Origin of the sequence: Weizmannia sp. FSL K6-0777 (assembly GCF_038593185.1) — a bacterium.
GTDB classification, from domain to species: domain Bacteria; phylum Bacillota; class Bacilli; order Bacillales; family Bacillaceae_C; genus Weizmannia; species Weizmannia faecalis.
Genome location: NZ_CP151971.1, coordinates 1,476,977 through 1,496,435 on the forward strand (window position 1 = coordinate 1,476,977; position 19,459 = coordinate 1,496,435).

A 19,459-nucleotide genomic window follows, 5' to 3' on the forward strand; every position below is an offset into this window, starting at 1 on the left:
ATGGGAAAAATTGCACAACTGGACGAGTTGCTTTCTAACAGGATTGCAGCCGGTGAAGTGGTCGAACGGCCGGCATCTGTCGTGAAGGAACTGGCGGAAAATGCCATTGACGCGGAAAGCACAGTTATCGAAATTGATGTCTGGGAAGCCGGTATGGAAAAAATCCGTATGATTGATAATGGAACCGGCATCGAGCCTGACGATGTTGAGCTTGCTTTCTCACGCCACGCCACAAGCAAAATCAAAAACGAACATGATCTGTTCCGGATTCGTTCGCTCGGTTTTCGCGGCGAAGCGCTCCCGAGCATTGCTGCTGTTTCCCGTGTTGAGATCGTCACCTCAACCGGAAACGGGCCCGGGACAAAAGCGGTCATTGAAGGCGGGAAATGGGTGGCCCGCGAACAGGCACCGAGCCGGAGAGGAACGGAAATTACGGTCACCGATTTATTTTTTAACACGCCTGCGCGGTTAAAATATATGAAGTCGATCCATACCGAGCTCGGCAATATTACCGATGTGGTGAACCGCCTCGCGCTCAGCCACCCCGAGGTGTCTTTCCGCCTCCGCCACGGCGGAAAGATGTTGCTTCAGACAAGCGGGAACGGCGATGTGCGCCAGGTGCTTGCCGCCATTTACGGCTTAAACATTGCCAAAAAAATGATTCCGGTACACAGCCAAACGCTTGATTTTGAAATCAACGGGTTTATCGCTTTGCCGGAAATTACGCGGGCTTCGCGCAACTATATTTCCACGATGGTAAACGGCCGGTTTATCAAAAATTACGTGCTTGTAAAGGCCATATTGGAAGGGTATCATACACTGCTCCCGATCGGCCGCTACCCGATTGTGTTGATGTCGCTAAAAATGGATCCGGTTTTAGTCGATGCGAATGTTCACCCGGCCAAGCTTGAAGTGCGGTTCAGCAAAGAAAAGGAGCTGTGCCGGGCGATTACGGGCGCGATTAAAGCTGCTTTCAAAAAGCAGGAATTGATTCCGTCCGGCATGGTGCGGCAAGCAGAAAAACCAAAACAGGAACAGGTGTCGTTCCAGCTTGACCATTTGCCGGGAAAAACGGAACCGGAAACTCCGAAAGCTTTCTCCGCGCCTGTTGCGCCGCACCCATCGCCCCGGCCGGAGGAAACGGAAATGGGGCAGCACGATAAAAGCCCGGATGCAGAACCCCATCTCAGCGTGGAACAGCCGGCCGCAGATTTCCCGGCATTTTCAGGGGAAAATCTGGATTCTGTTTTTCCAGATGAAATCCATGAACCGGCGCGCGATGGATTTGATGTTGAAGAGGCAAGAGGGCAGGACGCGGCACAGCAGCCGGCATCCCGCATCCCGCCGATGTATCCGATCGGCCAGATGCACGGCACGTATATTTTTGCCCAAAATGAAAACGGCTTGTATATCATTGATCAGCACGCCGCCCAGGAGCGGGTCAAGTATGAATTTTTCCGCGAAAAAGTCGGCGAAGTGAAAAAAGAAGTGCAGGAAATGCTTGTGCCGCTGACTTTAGAATACGCAACGGACGAAGCCATTAAAATTCAGGAGAACCTCGATGCGCTGAAAGAGGTCGGCGTTTTCCTTGAACCATTCGGGCACAACAGCTTCATTGTCCGTTCCCATCCGACATGGTTTCCGAAAAATGAGGAAAAAGAGGTCATTGAGGAAATGATCGAGCATGTCCTTTCTATAAAAAAAGTCGATATTAAAAAATTGCGTGAAAAAGCGGCGATTATGATGAGCTGCAGAGGGTCCATCAAGGCGAACCGGCATTTGCGCAATGACGAAATCCAGGCACTGCTCGATGCGCTCCGAATGGCATCCGACCCGTTTACATGCCCGCACGGCCGTCCAATCATCATCCATTATTCGGTGTACGAACTCGAAAAAATGTTCAAACGTGTCATGTAATTCCCCGATCACGAAACCCCTTGTTAAACAAGGGGTTTCGTTCTTTTTAACGGATGTTTGACTACAATTTGGCTACATTTATTGCTGGACGCTGTTCTTTCGGAGCGCTTCAGCCAAAAGGATTACTGCTTTCTTTGTTTTAGCAGATTGACTTCATATTCAGTATCGGCGACTTTACGGTTTACAAAAATAACCCCTTCACGCAGTTCTTTAACAGCGTCCTTGACACCTGCAATTTCGCCATGGGCATGGTGGACATCCATTGACAGGGCATCAAGCTTTGCATCGGTTTCTTCCTGGCGGTCGCGGATTGCCCGGACAATTTGATAAAGTTCATCCTGGCCGGATTTCATAACTTCCAATTTTTTGTTCAGTTCTATTTGGCCTGATTCCATAACTTCCATTTTTTTGTTCAGTTCTATTTGGCCCGATTCCATAACTTCCAATTTTTTGTTCAGTTCTATTTGGCCTGATTCCATAACTTCCATTTTTTTGTTCAGTTCTATTTGGCCCGATTCCATAACTTCCAATTTTTTGTTCAGTTCTATTTGGCCCGATTCCATAACTTCCAATTTTTTGTTCAGTTCTATTTGGCCTGATTCCATAGCTTCCAATTTTTTATTCAGTTCAACTTGGCCTAATTCCGTAACTTCCAATTTTTTATTCAGTTCTATTTGGCCTGATTCCAACGAGTTTAATTTATCCAGAATAATGTCCAGCTTCTGATCCATTGCCAATCTCCTTTCCATTTGTTTTGGTTCACCTTAATTGGTGTTATAGTAATCAATCAAGGAACGCCGTTTTCCCGTCAGATTTCAGTTCTTGTTTCGCAGTCTGTCATTTTATTATAACGCAATCATTGCGTGCAAAAAACTGGTTTCACACTCCATATTATTGTTGAAAAGAGAGAAAACGGACTGAAGGATTTAATCACGGAATGAGCCGCCCTTGCTTTGTGCGAGCATGCCCAGCTGGTATTCATAAATCAGTTTGTCCAATAATTGGCTTTGGCGGATTGTTTCCGGGTGGTTCATGCCGTTTTGTTTGGCACACTGCATCAATTGTTCGCGGAGGATGAAAATATTGCGGGACAGATGGGCAGAGGCAAGTATGAGATACTGATTCGTTTTTTCCATGCAAACATCCCTTTCGGAGAAAAATAAGAAGATTAGAAAAACAGTTTTGAAGAAAAGGCAGCATGAGCGTGTTTTGGAGGCGGTTGTGCTTAAGATGGTTTTTTTGCGGAGCTGGCAGGCATATCGTTTGAATCAGGGTCAATGGCATGCCTGAGCAAAACGATATCTTCATATATGCTTTTTTTCACAGCCTCATACGGGCATTTGTGGTATTCATCTAAAAGCCGCCCTAATTCAATGATGAAAATGATGCGTTCGTCATTTTTAACCATACGAAAAAACCTGCCTTACATAGATCATAATGATTATCCTTATTATATAGTATAAATGGACCGGATGTGAAGCAGGACTTTAGCCCTATACACACTTTTTTAAATATTTTTTCGTAAGTGAATTTTCAAGGATGAATAAAATCCCGAAAAAAGGGAAACTGTATAGATGTTCTGTTTGCTGTTTTATGGTACGATAGAGACGGAAAAATCCGGGGATTTAAAGAATGCTGCAATCTCCGGCATAAAAGGTAGGGTACGAATGGCAAAACAAAAACTGATCGTACTGATCGGCCCGACAGCATCAGGAAAAACGGCACTTAGCATCCGCCTCGCGAAAAAATTCAATGCTGAAATCATCAGCGGCGATTCGATGCAAGTATACAGAGGCATGGATATCGGCACAGCAAAAATTACGCAGGCTGAAATGGAAGGGATTCCCCATCACCTGATCGACATTAAAAATCCGGATGAGTCTTTTTCGGTTGCTGAATTCCAGCAACTGGTACGGGAAAAAATAAGCGATATTGCTTCCCGCGGCAAGTTGCCCATGATCGTCGGCGGCACAGGGCTTTACATACAATCTGTCTTATACGATTACCGTTTTTCGGACATTGCCGGAGATCCGGCATACCGCGCGGAACTTGAAAAGATTGCAAGGCGGGAAGGGCCCGGCCTGCTTTATAAATTACTGGAAAAAACCGATCCGGAAAGTGCCGCAAAGATTCATCCACATAATGTCAGAAGGGTGATCCGGGCGTTGGAAGTAGGCCATTTTTCCGGTAGGACGATGCAAGACTACAAGAAACAGCAACAGGATGAACCGCTTTATTGTGCGGCGCTCATTGGGCTTGTGATGGAGAGGGAGAAGCTGTATCAACGCATTAACGAACGGGTCGATCAAATGATGGAACGCGGTTTAATCGAGGAAGTGAGAAAGTTGTATGACAAAAATTTGCGCGGTGTCCAGTCCATCCAGGCGATCGGCTACAAAGAGCTTTACGATTACTTTGACGGGCGCATGACCCTTGACGAGGCTGTTTCCCGCTTAAAACAAAATACAAGGCGTTTTGCCAAAAGACAGCTTACCTGGTTCCGCAATAAGATGGAAATTGAGTGGTTTGACATGACAAAAGAGGAAGAAAAGGAAAAAAAATTTAAAGAAATTTCCGCTTTCATAGCAGGAAAGCTACAATTAAAATCGAATAGTTTATAATATAGAGTATAGCCAGGAACACGCGTGACTTCAGTCATGAGATGCTCCGGGCACCGAACCGCAGAAACTGCGGGGGCTGCCTGCTAAAATCACCGGAGATCCACCGGCGTTTGCAGGAATCTCGCGGCTTTAGTCATGAGCAGGTTAAAATAGAGAGAAAGAGGAGGATTCGCAATGAACAAAGCCATCAATATTCAGGACCAGTACTTAAACCAATTGCGGAAAGACGGTACGGTTGTCACAGTCTTTTTGATGAACGGCTTTCAGCTTCGCGGCCAGGTAAAAGGCTTTGATAACTTCACCGTGCTGATTGAAACAGACGGCAAACAGCAACTCGTTTTCAAACATGCGATTTCAACGTTCCAGCCGCAAAAAAATGTTCAAATCAATTTCGAGGAAAATTAAAACAAAATGTCCGGCAGCTTGCCGGGCATTTTAAATATGTGTACTGTTATCCGCTTCTGAAACATAAACTGATACAGATCATTATTTCTCGGGAAAGCGCAAAAACCGACAATTTCCCCCGCCATTTTGGATGGTGCTGATTTTCGACCGGTGCGGATTTGAAAAACAACCGGTTTTCTTATGCCGGACAACAAGTTTTTGTACGTGGGCATTTGTCACACTCCCGGCCCAATCCGCGTATATTGTCTGTAGAATGCGAGGTGGCGGTGATGGATCAACCGATTCGTATGAAAAATAACGGCCAGATCAATATTGTCCTCCATGCGGGCCAAAGGGAGGCCGTTATTCCCCAGCCGAAAATAGAAACCGGCAAAAAAGATTTATCAGCAGAACATGAAATTTTAAAAGAAATTGAAGATGAACTTGGCACGCTCGTCGGAATGGAAGAAATCAAAAAAATGGTTAAAGAAGTTTATGCCTGGATCTATATTAACAAGAAAAGGGAAGCCGCCGGGTTAAAAACGGGAAAGCAGGCCCTTCATATGATGTTTAAAGGCAATCCCGGAACCGGCAAAACAACTGTCGCCCGATTGATCGGGAAATTGTTCCATAAAATGAATGTATTGTCAAAAGGCCACTTGATTGAAGCGGAAAGGGCCGATCTGGTTGGCGAATACATCGGCCATACGGCGCAAAAGACAAGAGATTTGATTAAAAAAGCGATCGGCGGCATTTTATTTATTGATGAAGCGTACTCTCTCGGCCGCGGCGGCGAGAAAGATTTCGGGAAAGAAGCAATCGATACGCTTGTAAAGCATATGGAAGACAAACAACACGAATTTATTTTAATTTTGGCCGGCTATTCAAACGAAATGGATTATTTCCTAAGCCTGAATCCGGGACTGCATTCCCGGTTTCCGATCGTGTTCAACTTTCCTGATTACTCGGTAGAGGAACTCATGGATATCGGGAAAAGGATGCTGACGGAAAAAGAGTATACGCTCAGTTTGGATGCAGAACGGAAGCTTCGCGATCATCTGGCTTTTGTCAAAACAACGAGCACCCCTGCCAGTTTTTCAAACGGCCGGTATGTGCGGAATGTAATTGAAAAATCAGTGCGCGCCCAGGCCATGCGGCTGTTAATGCAGGCTTGCTATGACCGCCATGAGCTGGTCACGCTGCGCAGCAGTGACCTTGTTTTTCCGGACTGACGCCTGCATCCTATGCGGTTTGCAGCAGGCACTTATTTTCCGTAGGGAAGCTTAAATCGGCTTTTTCGGCCAGATGTTTCGCACGGAAAATAAGCAGCCCGGGAAGACATTTTTAAGAAAGGTAAGCCCGGGCATAACAGCGCCCGGGCTTTTTTAATGGGGGCGGTAAAAAAGCGATATCGCATGAAGCCATGCCCTGTTTCCCAAAAAAAGCGCCTCGACATGTTATACTTGGGCGTTTTTTGGTAAGATAACAGGTATACTGGACGGAACAGGTGATGAAATGGAAAATAAAAAAGAAAGAGCAATTCTTGTCGGATGCGAATGGAGCGGCATCAGCCACAGCCGTTTTGCCTATTCAATGGAGGAGCTGAAGCGGCTTGTCGAAACGGCGCAGGGGGAAGCGGTGCTTGAAGTCGTACAAAAACGGGACAGGGTAGATGCTGCTACGTATATCGGAAAAGGCAAGGTAGCGGAACTAAGGGCGCTTGTTTCAGAACTGCAAGCTGATCTGATTGTTTTTAACGCGGAACTTTCGCCGAGCCAGCTCCGCAATCTCCAGGCCGCGGTGGATTGCCGCGTGCTGGACAGGACACAGCTCATCCTTGATATTTTTGCGACGCGTGCCCGCTCAAAAGAAGGGAAGCTCCAGGTGGAACTGGCGCAACTTGAGTATTTGCTGCCGCGTCTTGGCGGGCGCGGGACGGAGCTGTCGCGGCTCGGGGGCGGAATCGGCACGAGGGGGCCGGGGGAAACCCAGCTTGAAACGGACCGCCGCCATATCCGCCGCCGCATTTCTGAAATCAAGGCGCAGCTTGAAACGGTTGTCCACCACCGGGAGCGGTACCGCGAAAGGCGGAAAAAGAACCATGTGTTTCAAATTGCGCTTGTCGGCTATACCAATGCCGGAAAATCGACATTGTTTAACCGCCTGTCTGCCGCAAATTCTTATGAAGAAAACCAGCTGTTTGCCACGCTTGATCCGATGACAAGAAAAGTTGTGTTGCCAAGCGGTTATACGGCTTTGTTGACGGATACGGTCGGATTTATCCAGGACTTGCCGACGACACTGATTGCGGCGTTCCGCTCGACCTTAGAAGAAGTGCGGGAAGCCGATTTGCTTTTGCATGTCATTGACAGTTCCAACCCGGATTATGACAACCATCAAAAAACGGTGCAGCGCCTGCTTTCCGAACTGGAAATGAACCATCTACCGCAGCTTGCCGTTTACAATAAAATGGATATAAAAGACAGCCATTTCGTGCCCAATGCACAAAACAGCATCATGATCAGCGCGAAAGACGAAAAAGACATCCACCGGCTGCTGTTGGAAATTGAAAAACAAGTGTTGGCCGAAATGGTGCCGTATCGCGCGCTTGTCCCGCAAACAGAAGGAAAGCTGCTTTCAGTTTTAAAAAGTGATACCATTTTAAGAGAACTAATTTTTAAAGAAGAAAATGAGGCATACCAGTGCAAGGGATATGCGCTTCCAGGCCATCCGGTTCTGGGCGCGATACAACAATATGCTGAATAAAAACCTTGCGCGCGGGTGCATGCAGCGGGTTGCCTTGCATGCACCCCATATTTTGAACGGAAAGGTGTAGAAAATGTACCAGTATTTGACTCATGGTGCCAAACTCAGGCAAATGGCAGAAGAGGCCGAGCGCCAAATCCGCCCGGTCCACAGCGCAATAGAAAAACGGGCGGAAGAGAACCAGTTCCGCGTTTTGCAAAGTTTTCAAAAGTATAAAGTGAGCGAGTCGCATTTTTATCCGTCGACCGGATACGGCTATGATGACGCCGGCAGGGAAACACTTGAGAACATATATGCCGATGTTTTCGGCGCGGAAGCCGGGCTTGTCCGCCCGCAAATCATTTCCGGGACACATGCGATTACGATTTCGCTTTTCGGCGTCCTCCGCCCGGGGGATGAATTGTTATACATAACCGGAAAGCCGTACGATACGCTTGATGAAATTACAGGGGTGCACGGTAGCGGTAACGGTTCGCTGCAGGAGTTTAACATAACCTATAATTATGTAAACTTGAAGGAAGACGGCACGGTCGATTTTGAAGCGGTAAGAAAAGCGATCCATCCCCATACAAAAATGATTGCGATCCAGCGCTCAAAAGGGTATGCGTCAAGACCTTCGTTTACAGTGGATGAGATCGGGGAAATGATCCGCTTTGTAAAAGAAATCAAGCCGGATACAGTTGTGTTTGTCGACAACTGCTACGGCGAATTTGTAGAGGAGAAGGAGCCATGCCATGTTGGCGCGGATTTAATGGCCGGCTCGCTTATCAAAAATCCGGGCGGCGGGCTTGCGAAAACGGGCGGCTATATTGTCGGGAAGAAAAAATGGGTGGAAAGCTGCGCATACAGGATGACATCTCCCGGAATTGGCGCGGAAGCAGGAGCATCGCTTTACAGCCTTCTTGAGATGTACCAGGGCTTCTTTCTGGCGCCGCATGTTGTGGCAGAGGCATTAAAAGGTGCGGTGTTTACATCGGCAATCTTGGAAAAATCCGGGATGAATACGTATCCGAAATGGGATGCGCCGAGGACGGACCTCATCCAGTCCGTTGAATTTGGCGACCCGGACAGCATGGTTGCCTTTTGCCAGGCGATCCAGTTTGCTTCACCGGTGAATTCTTATGTGACGCCATATCCGAGTGATATGCCCGGTTATGCGGACGATGTCATCATGGCAGCTGGCACGTTTATCCAGGGGGCAAGCATCGAGCTTTCCGCCGACGGCCCGCTCCGCCCGCCATACACCGCCTATGTTCAGGGCGGCCTTACGTATGCGCATGTCAAAATGGCCGTCCTGCTCGCGCTCGACCGGTTGATGGAAGAAAATCTTGTAGATCCCAGTTGAATTTTTCCCTGCTTTGATCCACGGTCGGCTGGATTTCAACCGGGCACAATGGTTCGCCCGTTTAGAACCGCCTTTTTTCAATGCGGCCAGTTGCTGGTTGTGTTATAATAACAGGATGATATTTGATGAGGTGATCGCATGAATAAGAGGCCGCATTTGCTTTTAATTGACGGGATGGCGCTCCTTTTCCGGGCTTTTTATGCCACTGCCGTGACGGGGCAGTTTATGGTGAATTCTAAAGGGATGCCGACAAACGGCGTGCAGGGCTTTTTGCGCCATTTGCTTTTGGCGGCTGAGAACAAAAAACCGACGCATGTGGCCGTTTGCTGGGATATGGGGAGCAAAACGTTCCGCAACGACCTGTACGGTGAATATAAAGCAAACCGGGACGTCCCGCCGGTTGAGATGATTCCGCAATTTGACCTGGCGAAAGAAACAGTGGAAGCTTTTGAAATTCCAAATGTCGGAGTGGCCGGGTATGAAGCGGACGACTGTCTCGGCACCCTTAGCAGCCGGTTCAAAGACGAGGCGGATATTTCCATTTTGACCGGCGATCGCGACATCTTGCAGCTTTTGGATGACCGTGTGGAAGTCCATCTTCTCCAAAAGGGGTTCGGAAATTATAAAACCTATACAAAAGCGGCATTTATGGACGAATACGGGGTGACGCCGCGGCAGTTTATCGATGTAAAAGCGCTGATGGGTGATACAAGCGACGGGTATCCGGGTGTGAAGGGGATCGGTGAAAAAACAGCGTTTAAGCTCGTCAGCCGGTTTGGAAACATCGGCGGCATTTTGGAACATCTCGGGGAGCTCACCCCGTCGCAGCAGAAAAAAATCGAAGCGGGATTGGAAATGCTGCATCTGAGCAGAAAACTTGCTGAAATCCGATGTGATGTGCCTGTGGCTTTTTCTTTGGAAGAAGCGCGATTTGGCCAGATTCCGGAAACGTTTATGGAACTGATGGAGGAACTGGAATTAAAAATGGTAAAACGCCATTTGATTACAGCGCGGATAAACGCAAGCTTCATTTCTTAACCACTTTGCCCGGTTTAATTGGGGACGGAAAGTGGAAAAACAGCATTCAGGACAAGAATGCTGTTTTTCTTCTCCGTTTTGCGATTGTCAGATTTTTGTATTGGACTTTTTCGCGCGGTTTTCAAGGGTTGTTTTTGGGTCCGGCGCGAATGCCGCATCCTGTGCGATTCCTTGCGGCGTAACGGAATTTGCCGCTTTACCGCGGTTTGTATTGTCTTTTTTAGCCATCCTGATCACCTCTTGTTATAGCATGCCCAAATTCGGGGAAATTTTGATAAAGGGATCCCCGGGAAAGTCAGGCGTGCCGCAATGGATAAATGCACGTGCAATGCGGATGGGAAAGCTGGCGGAAAGAAAGAAGGGATAAAGATGGAAAGAAAACAACTCATCCGGGAAGTGGATGAAATATTAAAGACGTATTGTGAAGGCTGTTTTTTAAAATCGCATTTCCGGAAAACACGTGGGAAAAAATATGCCCACCAGTTTTGCATCCGGCAATGCACGGTAGGCGAAAAGCTGAAAAAATACGGCGACCGGTTATCGTGACGGGTGTTACAAAATGCGGGAAACAGGCGGCACCCGAAAACGGTTGCCCGTCTTGCCGTATTAAATCGAACAAAGTCGGCTCAGACAACAGGCGTGGCGGAAGACATCGCAGACTGTAAACAGTATACTGATGCAACAACCGGAAAAATGCCACAATCCGGTATTGTGAGGACTTACACAAATGCAGAAAAATAAAAGGCTGGCATAAAAGCCAGCCTCGTTGCATTCTATGATTTATGAAAGTTTTGTTACATTCGCTGCCTGAGGTCCGCGGTTGCCTTCAACGATGTCGAAAGAAACAGCTTGGCCTTCTTCCAATGTTTTGAATCCTTCACCTTGAATAGCGGTGAAATGAACGAAAACATCGTCTCCACCTTCAACTTCAATGAACCCGTAGCCTTTTTCGTTATTGAACCATTTTACTTTACCGTTTTGCATTTCTTAATCCTCCTAAATCAAAAGCACGTTCGTGCCAAAAAATGTTGCATTAAACAGATGAAAAACCGCCATCAAGGTCTGGGAAATCACTTGTTTAATGTTATAATTAATATACTCCATCCGGTATGGATAGTCAAGACAAACGAATCAAAAATGAGGGAAAATTGTTGTGAATTCTTAAATTTGCAAGCGGTTTAAAACTGGCGCAGCTTTTTTCAGGAATTCTTGTACATCATCCGTGATTATAGTAAACTGATGGTATTGTTATTGTACCGGCAGACTCAATATTTGTTGTAAGAATGGGGGCCCGTGGATGCCGACACCTAGTATGGAAGACTACATTGAACAGATTTTTATTCTGATTGAAAGCAAAGGATATGCGCGTGTTTCTGATATTGCAGAAGCGCTTTCCGTTCATCCTTCATCCGTCACGAAAATGGTACAGAAGCTGGATAAGGATGATTATCTTGTTTATGAAAAATACCGCGGACTGGTCCTCACCCCTAAAGGCAAAAAAATTGGAAAACGGCTCGTCGACCGCCATCATTTGCTTGAACAGTTTTTAAGGATCATCGGGGTCGACGAAGAAAATATTTATAGAGATGTAGAAGGAATTGAACATCACCTGAGCTGGAATTCCATTGACCGGATCGGAGACCTTGTCCAATACTTTGAGGAAGATCCGGGCCGGGTGAACGACCTGAAGCGGCTTCAGGCACAAAACGAGGATTGAATTTTCCGGCCTCCCTGCCCTTGAAATGGGTGCTGGTTCCTTTTTATGCACCGGATGATGGGGCATGTTGCCTAAAAGGCTGTCTGCCGGCACGCATCAGGATTTAGAACCCTCCCTGCTTGATGCAAGCAGGGCTCTTTCCCGCCAGCCGGAAAACAAACTTCGCATGGCGCCTTTATGCAGAAAATTAGGGCTAGAGCCAAACGATTTTCCGGTATGGGTGAAAAAATCCTTTTTTCAGGTGCAATGGGCTACAGGGGTATGTAGAATAGAAGATGGAAGCAGATTTTTGATGAAGCGGAGGATTTGACATTGCCAAGCCATTCGATTGGAAAGACGGATATTGATATTGCACAGCATGCTTCGCTGAAACCGATCAAAGAAATTGCGGAAACCGTGCAGCTTGCAGAAGAAGACCTTGAATATTACGGGAAATACAAGGCGAAAATTACATATGAAAAAATCAAGCAGCTTAAAACCAAAAAAGACGGAAAATTATTTCTTGTCACTTCCATCAATCCGACGCCGGCTGGGGAAGGCAAGTCAACCGTCACAATCGGACTCGGCGATGCATTAAAACAGCTGGGCCATAAAACCGTGATTGCCTTAAGGGAGCCATCACTCGGACCGGTCATGGGGCTGAAAGGGGGCGCAACGGGCGGCGGTTATGCACAAGTCTTGCCGATGGAAGAGATCAATCTTCATTTCACAGGCGATTTTCATGCGATTACCGCTGCCAATAATGCCATTTCCGCTTTGCTGGACAATCATATCCACCAGGGAAATCGATTGCAGATTGACCAGCGCCGCATTGTCTGGAAGCGGGCGGTCGATTTAAATGACCGGGCGCTGCGCCATGTGGTCGTCGGTCTCGGCGGTCCCGGCCAGGGCGTGCCCCGTGAAGACGGATTTGACATTACGGTGGCTTCTGAACTGATGGCCGTTTTATGCCTGGCGGAAGATCTCGAAGATTTAAAAAGGCGGATTGCGAACATCGTTGTAGCCTACAATTACGAAAAGAAACCCGTGACCGTCGGTGACCTCGGAATCGAAGGCGCGATTGCCTTATTGCTGAAAGATGCTTTGAAACCGAATCTTGTCCAGACGATCGAACATACACCGGCGCTTGTCCACGGTGGCCCGTTTGCCAATATTGCGCACGGCTGCAACAGCGTGATGGCGACCAAAACCGCTTTGAAACTGGCCGATTATGTCGTCACGGAAGCCGGCTTTGGTGCCGATCTCGGTGCTGAAAAATTCCTCGACATTAAAGCGCGGGCAGCCGGCTTGAAACCGGACGGCGTTGTGATTGTCGCCACCATCCGCGCATTAAAAATGCACGGCGGGGTGTCAAAGGAAGATTTGGCGGCAGAAAATATTGCGGCTCTTGAAGCCGGGCTTTTAAACCTGCAAAAACATGTTGAAACGATCGCTTCATTCGGTCTGCCGTTTGTCGTTGCCATCAACCGGTTTATATCGGACAGTGATGCGGAAATTGCTGTCTTAGAAAATTGGTGCAGTGAACGTGGCATTCCTGTGTCGCTTACGGAAGTGTGGGAAAAAGGGGGCGCAGGTGGCATAGATCTTGCGGCCAAACTGCTGGAAGCCGCCAAACAGCCACATACATTCAGGCCGGTTTACCCGCTTGAATCAACCATTGAAGAGAAGATAGAGGCGATTGTGCGTCAGGTGTATGGCGGCCGCGGTGCCGAATTTTCCGCGAAGGCGCAAAAACAAATCCGCGAATTTGAACAATTCGGATGGGGACATCTTCCTGTTTGTATTGCAAAAACGCAGTATTCCTTATCCGATGACCCGCACAAAACGTGCCGTCCGTATGATTTTGCGATCCATGTCCGCGAACTTGTCCCGAAGCTTGGCGCCGGGTTTATCGTTGCCCTGACAGGAGACGTTCTGACCATGCCGGGTCTTCCGAAAGAACCGGCCGCTTACCGGATGGATGTTGATGCGGACGGCCGCGCATCCGGGCTCTTTTAAACGGGGGACAGGCGATGTTTGACCCAACTGCTTTTGAAAATATGAAGACTGTATTCGAAGGTGCTGCCTATGAGCTTGATTTACGAGGGGAAGCATCCATCACCGGAAGAAAAGACCTGGTCGACCTGGCGGAAATGTCCCGGGAATACCGCATTACGCTTCAGCTTCCGGAATGGCAGGAAGCAAGCGTAACGATCTGTCTTTCGGCTTCGCTCGGGCAGCTGGCGGCGGAAATACTGGATCTCGCGTCCGGCGCCAAAGCGGGTGCCAGTGCGGCCGTAACTTTTTCCTGGAAAAACAGAGACCGATCCGCTGATTATAAACAGATTATCTTTTCCGCATGGGGAAACGGCAACCGGCGCCGCATCGAGGAAAGGACTGTCCGCTCATCACGCTCGGGTGTAACCGAAGAAGTTGCCATCGATTTTGCCCGGCTGATAACGGAAGATTTAATGGATGATTTGCTTAAGATGCCCGCAGATGCCGTGAAGACTTTGCGCCGGATGAGGGTCTAACAAAAGCTGCATGCTCTGTCGTGCAGCTTTTGGCTTGCTTGCCCAAAAAACATGATAAAATGAAGGCAAAGAAAGGGGCATTTATGTATAAACATCCGGTTCTTTTACAGATTGAACAGTTCGCCCGCGCTTTCCACAGCGGAGATGCTTCCGGTCATGACTGGCACCACATTAGGCGTGTCCGCGGGCTTGCACTCTATATTGCGGAAAAAGAGGAAAAAGGTGATCGATTTATCATTGAAGCTAGCGCCCTTTTGCACGATATTCCGGACGTAAAGCTGAACGCGGACAACCAGAAAGGGGCGAAAAAACTGAAGGCCTTTTTAAACAGCCTGCCGCTAGCGGAATATCAAAAAGAGCAAATTCAAAATATCGTTGCAAGCATTTCTTTTAAAGGCGGCAATGAAACAGAACTGTTGCATTTTGAGGCAATGGCTGTCCGTGATGCCGACCGGTTGGATGCAATCGGGGCAATTGGGATCGCTCGCGCATTCGCATACGGCGGAAAAAAGGGTCAGCCGCTCTATGACCCGGAACTGCCAGTGAGAAAACAAATGACTGAAGAAGAATATCGAAACGGGAAAACTTCCTCGATCCATCATTTTTATGAAAAGCTATTACTTTTAAAAGATAGGCTGTACACTGAGACGGCGAAAAAACTTGCAGAAGAACGCCACTACTTTATGGAGCAGTTTTTACAGGAATTTTTCAAAGAATGGAATGTTGAACGATGAAAATATTTCAAGCTCAGGGACTGACAAAATCTTACGGGGAAAAAGTGCTGTTTGGTGATCTTTCTTTCCACATTGGGGAACAGGAACGGATCGGCCTTGTCGGCGTCAATGGCACCGGAAAATCGAGCCTGCTGAAAATCATTGCGGGACAGGATGAAGCGGATAGCGGGGAACTGAGCACGCCGAACGATTATACCATTGGTTATTTGCCGCAGGAGCCTGAACTGAATCCGGCCTTCACGGTCCTTGAACAGGTATATAAAAGCGAGTCTCCAATTATGGCGCTTTTACGTTCCTATGAAGAGGCGCTGCTTGAAGTCGGGAAGGATCCGGGAAATGCAGACAAACAGGATCGATTGTTCCGGCTGCAAAAAGAAATGGATGCCGGCGGTGCATGGGAAGCCGGCGCCAATGCACAGACGGTCCTTTCAAAACTTGGCATCCGCGATTTGGACAGAAAAATTTCGGGATTGTCAGGCGGACAGAAAAAGCGGGTCGCCCTTGCCCGGGTATTAATGGAAACACCCGATTTGTTGATTTTGGATGAGCCGACCAACCATCTCGACTATCCGGCTGTCAAGTGGCTGGAAGCATTTATTGCAAAATATCCCCGTTCTGTCCTGTTTGTGACACATGACCGCTATTTCCTCGACCGGGCGGCAAACCGGATTTTCGAGCTTAATGGTGGAAAACTGTACAGCTACAAAGGGAATTACCAGGATTTTATGGAAGCAAAAGCGCAGCGGGAAGAAGCGCAACTGCAGCAGGAAGAAAAACGGAAAAATTTGTACAGGCGGGAGCTTGCCTGGATGAAGCGCGGGGCAAAGGCGCGTTCGACAAAACAAAAAGCAAGGATCGGGCGTTTTGAAGAACTGGAATCCAGCCTCGGTAAAAGCCCCCGGCAGCAGGAAGCCGATATCGCTTTGTCCGGCAGCCGCCTCGGCAAACAGGTTTTTGAACTGCAGCATGCTAATAAAGCGTTCGGTTCAGAGACGATTCTAAAGGATTTCAACCTGCTCGTAAAGCCTGGTGACCGGATCGGCATCGTCGGGAAAAATGGAAGCGGAAAATCAACTTTGATGAACATTCTCGCTGGCAGGATTCCGCTCGATTCCGGGGAACGCCTCACCGGGCAGACCGTCAAAATCGCGTATTACCGTCAGGAAACGCCAGGCATGAATGAAGATAAGCGGATGATCGAGTATATACGGGAAGCGGGGGATACGGTGACAACAAAAGACGGGGAAACGATTTCCGCCGCGCAAATGCTGGAAAGATTTCTTTTTGACATGCACACGCACGGCACCCCGGTCAGAAAACTGTCGGGCGGCGAAAAGCGCAGGCTGTATTTGCTCAGGCTTCTGATGTCGCGGCCAAATGTGCTGCTTTTGGACGAACCGACGAATGATCTCGATACGGAGACGCTTACCGTGCTTGAAGATTATATCGGAGAGTTTCCGGGCGTCGTCATCTCGGTTTCACACGACCGCTATTTTCTTGATAAAACCGCGGAGCAGCTGCTTATTTTTGAAGGCGGCGGCAAAATCAGCCGCTTTTTTGGCCGTTACAGCGACTACCTCGAAATCGCGCATGAAACGCCGGCACAGGAGGAAAAAACGGATGTGCCGAAGTCTAAACGGGAACCGAAACGAAAAAAATGGTCTTACAATGAGCAGCGGGAATGGGAAGAGATAGACGAAAAAATTGAAGCATGCGAGCAAGCCATTGCCGCACTGAACGAACAATTGGAACAAGCCGGCTCCGATTTTGTCAGGGCCCAGGACATTTCAAAAGCGCTCGAAGAAGAAAACGAGCGGCTGGAAGGCCTTATTGAACGCTGGAGCTATCTTTCCGAGCTGCAGGAAAAAAACGACAACTAACTTTTTCTGAGGAAGGCGACCCGTTTTTTGCCGGAAAAGCGTGACAGTTGGTCCGTCGCTTTCCGGGCTGGAGGAATGGGCGGCAGCCGGAAACATGCTTTTTGAAAGGAAAAAAGGGCGAGCCGGCGAACGCGCGAAAGATGTTTCCCATTTTTAAGGTACGCTTGATATTTATGAAAAGAATCAACTCATTCGTGTATCCACTGTGTTTATGTTAAAATGCAAGTAGACTGGATGGGAAAGGCGGTGTGGAAATGAAAATTAAAGCGATTGAACCAACGCCGAGCCCGAATACGATGAAAGTCGTATTGACGGAAGCACTGCCGGACGGCGCCCGCAGCAATTATAAGAAAGGGCAGGAAGAAGGGGTGCCGCCTGTGATCCGCCGTATCCTTGATATTGATGGCGTGAAAGGCGTATACCATGTTGCGGATTTTCTCGCGGTGGAGCGGCATGGTAAAACGGACTGGCAGGACATTTTGCCGAAAGTGCGTGAGGTGTTCGGGGAGGCGGAAACAGAAACCGGAAACAGCCCCCGTGCCAATGAGCATTTCGGGGAAGTCCAGGTGTTTGTCCAGATGTTTAAAGGCATTCCGCTCCAGGTCAAACTGACGGACGGGGAACAGGAAAAACGTTTCGGGCTGCCGGCTTATTTTGCCGAGGCGCTTGCCGCTGCGCAACTGGAAGGCGACAATTATGTTTTCTTGCGGAAATGGAAAGACTTCGGCGTGCGATACGGAGAGATGCAAGAAATCGGTGCGGAAGTCACAGAAGAAATCATTGCCGCTTATCCGAAAGAAAGGCTAAACCGGCTTGTAAATGAAGCGCAGCATCCGGAGCAGGTTCCCACTGCCAAAAAAAGGCTGAAATTAACGCCCGGCATGCTGGAAACGGATGACTGGCGCAAAAGGTACCGGCTCCTTGAACAAATGGAAGACCCAGATCTTTCCGACCTGCCTGTCCTTGAGAAAGCCTTGGAAGATGAAAAACCATCGATCAGGCGGCTTGCCGTTGTTTATTTGGGCATGGTGAAAGACAAGCGGGTACTGCCGCTTTTATACCGTGGTCTGCATGATGCGAATGCAAGCGTGCGGCGGACGGCAGGCGACTGTCTTAGCGATCTCGGGTTCAAAGAGGCATGCGGGGAAATGGCAAAAGCGCTCAAAGACAAAAGCAAAATTGTCAGGTGGCGCGCCGCCATGTTTTTATACGAAGCGGGTGACGAAGCTTCTCTACCGGCTTTAAGGGAAGCGGAAAACGACCCTGAATTTGAAGTCAGGCTCCAGGTCAGAATGGCGATTGAGCGGATTACAAAAGGCGAAGAAGCAAAAGGCTCGGTCTGGAAGCAGATGACAGAAGCAAGGCAAATCCAGCCATAATTAAAGGAGGACATCAACATGTCAATGGCATATGAAGAATACATGCGGGCGCTTATTACCCCGATGAGGGAAGAATTGACGGCAAACGGGTTTACGGAACTGCGTACACCGGAAGAAGTAGAGGCCTATATGGAAAAAGCGGAAGGCACCACGCTGGTTGTCGTGAACTCGGTGTGCGGTTGCGCAGCCGGGCTTGCGCGTCCGGCAATTGTTGAGGCAATCCGGACGGCTGAAAAGAAGCCGGACCATCTTGTTACGGTATTTGCCGGCCAGGACAAAGAAGCAACGGCAAAAATGCGTGAATATTTTACCGGCATCGAACCATCCTCCCCTTCTGTGGCGCTTCTTCAAGGGAAAGAAGTGGCCCATTTTATCCCGAGAAGCGATATCGAAGGGCATGAAGTCGAAGAAATCATCGAAAATCTGCATGCTGCTTTTGACCAACACTGCGCATAAAAATTGCGGTCTCGTTTTGCATCATTCCGGTTGCAAAATGGGGCCTGTTTTTTCTGTGTAAATATTATATAATAAATACATATTCGAACTGTTGGGATATGGAGGGGATCACGTGAAAAACTGGCTGAAAAAATCAATGGTTATCCTTGTTTCTGTTTTAACATTCGGCCTTGTCCCCCCTTCCCATGCAATCTGGAATCATCTCTATAAAACTGGCAATGAAACGGCGGAAACGACTTCTGCTTATTCCAATCGGACGGCTGCCACAAGCCGCAAGATTGATAGTGCCGCGCTTGCTCGGTCATTCGTTGAAGCTGCAGAAAAACGGGCTTATCTGAAATTCGGGGAAAGGATCAGGCCTGTTATTGAAGACGAGTTCCGTGCTGCCGTTTTGCCAAACATTCAAACCGCCATTACGGAAACGCTGCAGGAGTACCCGCAGGATAAACTACCGCTGCTCGCTGTTTCAGACCAGCCGAGTGCAGGAACCGGTGAAAAAATGTTTCATATTTACAATACGGAAACAAATAAAGACATCATCCGTTTCCATGTCCGGCGCGACCATCCGCCCGGCGACGGCTACTATTTTAATTTCCATTACCATGTAGCCTTTGACCATTTCCAAACGCACCGCCACCTTGGCACCATTTACTGGGGCAAAAACATGCCACCGCAATGGATGAAAGGATAAAGGCGGGTTGAAGAACGC

21 protein-coding genes are annotated in these 19,459 nt (G+C 48.3%); 16 read left to right on the forward strand and 5 right to left on the reverse strand.

All coding sequences use genetic code 11. From position 1 onward, the window contains the following. Entirely contained in the window at positions 1-1,917 is a 1,917-nt protein-coding gene (gene mutL, locus NST70_RS06820) for a DNA mismatch repair endonuclease MutL (protein ID WP_017551562.1), read from the forward strand. A 122-nt stretch (positions 1,918-2,039) separates the two neighbouring features. Here the strand turns inward: mutL and NST70_RS06825 are convergent, their stop codons facing one another. The 3 genes from NST70_RS06825 to NST70_RS06835 form a co-directional block, all read right to left on the reverse strand. Then, the gene (locus NST70_RS06825; RefSeq protein WP_342476028.1) at positions 2,040-2,648 is read right to left on the reverse strand and encodes a hypothetical protein; all 609 of its coding nucleotides are present in this window, start codon (positions 2,646-2,648) and stop codon (positions 2,040-2,042) included. 195 nt (positions 2,649-2,843) lie between these two features. Then, the gene (locus NST70_RS06830; protein ID WP_342476030.1) at positions 2,844-3,053 is read right to left on the reverse strand and encodes an aspartyl-phosphate phosphatase Spo0E family protein; all 210 of its coding nucleotides are present in this window, start codon (positions 3,051-3,053) and stop codon (positions 2,844-2,846) included. Positions 3,054-3,142: 89 nt separating this feature from the next. After that, positions 3,143-3,325, reverse strand: coding sequence for a hypothetical protein (locus NST70_RS06835; protein ID WP_014098483.1), 183 nt, complete (start codon positions 3,323-3,325; stop codon positions 3,143-3,145). A 259-nt stretch (positions 3,326-3,584) separates the two neighbouring features. Here NST70_RS06835 and miaA point away from each other — a divergent pair, with 259 nt between their 5' ends. The 6 genes from miaA to NST70_RS06865 all read left to right on the forward strand — a co-directional run bounded on the left by miaA (position 3,585) and on the right by NST70_RS06865 (position 10,071). Further along, positions 3,585-4,538 carry a tRNA (adenosine(37)-N6)-dimethylallyltransferase MiaA gene (miaA, locus tag NST70_RS06840; protein ID WP_026683682.1) on the forward strand — a complete coding sequence of 318 codons (954 nt, stop codon included), beginning with the start codon at positions 3,585-3,587 and terminating at the stop codon, positions 4,536-4,538. 174 nt (positions 4,539-4,712) lie between these two features. After that, positions 4,713-4,943 (forward strand): RNA chaperone Hfq, encoded by a 231-nt coding sequence (hfq, locus tag NST70_RS06845; protein WP_013859183.1) that lies wholly within the window; start codon positions 4,713-4,715, stop codon positions 4,941-4,943. Between the two features lie 269 nt (positions 4,944-5,212). Then, complete coding sequence (gene spoVK, locus NST70_RS06850; protein ID WP_035188524.1) at positions 5,213-6,154, forward strand: stage V sporulation protein K; 942 nt, start codon at positions 5,213-5,215, stop codon at positions 6,152-6,154. Between the two features lie 283 nt (positions 6,155-6,437). Then, a complete protein-coding gene (gene hflX / locus NST70_RS06855) occupies positions 6,438-7,688 on the forward strand; it encodes a GTPase HflX (RefSeq protein WP_014098479.1) in 1,251 nt (416 codons plus the stop codon). A gap of 73 nt (positions 7,689-7,761) precedes the next feature. Continuing rightward, positions 7,762-9,033: a methionine gamma-lyase family protein gene (locus NST70_RS06860; protein ID WP_061565814.1), complete on the forward strand. Its 1,272-nt coding sequence runs from the start codon at positions 7,762-7,764 to the stop codon at positions 9,031-9,033. A 138-nt stretch (positions 9,034-9,171) separates the two neighbouring features. Further along, entirely contained in the window at positions 9,172-10,071 is a 900-nt protein-coding gene (locus tag NST70_RS06865) for a 5'-3' exonuclease H3TH domain-containing protein (RefSeq protein ID WP_061087320.1), read from the forward strand. Positions 10,072-10,158: 87 nt separating this feature from the next. Here the strand turns inward: NST70_RS06865 and sspL are convergent, their stop codons facing one another. Then, positions 10,159-10,299, reverse strand: coding sequence for a small, acid-soluble spore protein L (sspL, locus tag NST70_RS06870; RefSeq protein ID WP_013859188.1), 141 nt, complete (start codon positions 10,297-10,299; stop codon positions 10,159-10,161). 141 nt (positions 10,300-10,440) lie between these two features. Here sspL and NST70_RS06875 point away from each other — a divergent pair, with 141 nt between their 5' ends. Beyond that, complete coding sequence (locus tag NST70_RS06875) at positions 10,441-10,617, forward strand: zinc-finger domain-containing protein (RefSeq protein ID WP_014098476.1); 177 nt, start codon at positions 10,441-10,443, stop codon at positions 10,615-10,617. A gap of 234 nt (positions 10,618-10,851) precedes the next feature. Here NST70_RS06875 and cspD read toward each other — a convergent pair whose 3' ends face one another. Continuing rightward, the gene (cspD, locus tag NST70_RS06880; RefSeq protein WP_013859190.1) at positions 10,852-11,055 is read right to left on the reverse strand and encodes a cold-shock protein CspD; all 204 of its coding nucleotides are present in this window, start codon (positions 11,053-11,055) and stop codon (positions 10,852-10,854) included. Positions 11,056-11,368: 313 nt separating this feature from the next. On the opposite strand from cspD, the gene mntR reads away from it, so the two are divergent. The 8 genes from mntR to NST70_RS06920 all read left to right on the forward strand — a co-directional run bounded on the left by mntR (position 11,369) and on the right by NST70_RS06920 (position 19,441). Next, a complete protein-coding gene (mntR, locus tag NST70_RS06885) occupies positions 11,369-11,788 on the forward strand; it encodes a transcriptional regulator MntR (RefSeq protein WP_014098475.1) in 420 nt (139 codons plus the stop codon). A 312-nt stretch (positions 11,789-12,100) separates the two neighbouring features. Next, on the forward strand, positions 12,101-13,786 hold the full coding sequence (locus NST70_RS06890) for a formate--tetrahydrofolate ligase (RefSeq protein ID WP_014098473.1): 1,686 nt from the start codon (positions 12,101-12,103) through the stop codon (positions 13,784-13,786). Between the two features lie 14 nt (positions 13,787-13,800). Next, the gene (locus NST70_RS06895; protein ID WP_026683684.1) at positions 13,801-14,301 is read left to right on the forward strand and encodes a hypothetical protein; all 501 of its coding nucleotides are present in this window, start codon (positions 13,801-13,803) and stop codon (positions 14,299-14,301) included. An 83-nt stretch (positions 14,302-14,384) separates the two neighbouring features. After that, the gene (locus tag NST70_RS06900) at positions 14,385-15,035 is read left to right on the forward strand and encodes an HD domain-containing protein (RefSeq protein WP_014098471.1); all 651 of its coding nucleotides are present in this window, start codon (positions 14,385-14,387) and stop codon (positions 15,033-15,035) included. Continuing rightward, positions 15,032-16,915: an ABC-F family ATP-binding cassette domain-containing protein gene (locus NST70_RS06905; protein ID WP_026683686.1), complete on the forward strand. Its 1,884-nt coding sequence runs from the start codon at positions 15,032-15,034 to the stop codon at positions 16,913-16,915. The genes NST70_RS06900 and NST70_RS06905 overlap by 4 nt, the downstream gene beginning before the upstream one ends. Before the next feature lie 254 nt (positions 16,916-17,169). Next, entirely contained in the window at positions 17,170-18,294 is a 1,125-nt protein-coding gene (locus NST70_RS06910) for a conserved virulence factor C family protein (protein ID WP_026683687.1), read from the forward strand. An 18-nt stretch (positions 18,295-18,312) separates the two neighbouring features. After that, positions 18,313-18,750, forward strand: a complete 438-nt coding sequence (locus NST70_RS06915; RefSeq protein ID WP_017550772.1) for a BrxA/BrxB family bacilliredoxin — start codon at positions 18,313-18,315, stop codon at positions 18,748-18,750. A 112-nt stretch (positions 18,751-18,862) separates the two neighbouring features. Beyond that, positions 18,863-19,441 (forward strand): YpjP family protein, encoded by a 579-nt coding sequence (locus NST70_RS06920; protein ID WP_326244324.1) that lies wholly within the window; start codon positions 18,863-18,865, stop codon positions 19,439-19,441. The last annotated feature ends 18 nt before the right edge of the window (positions 19,442-19,459 follow it).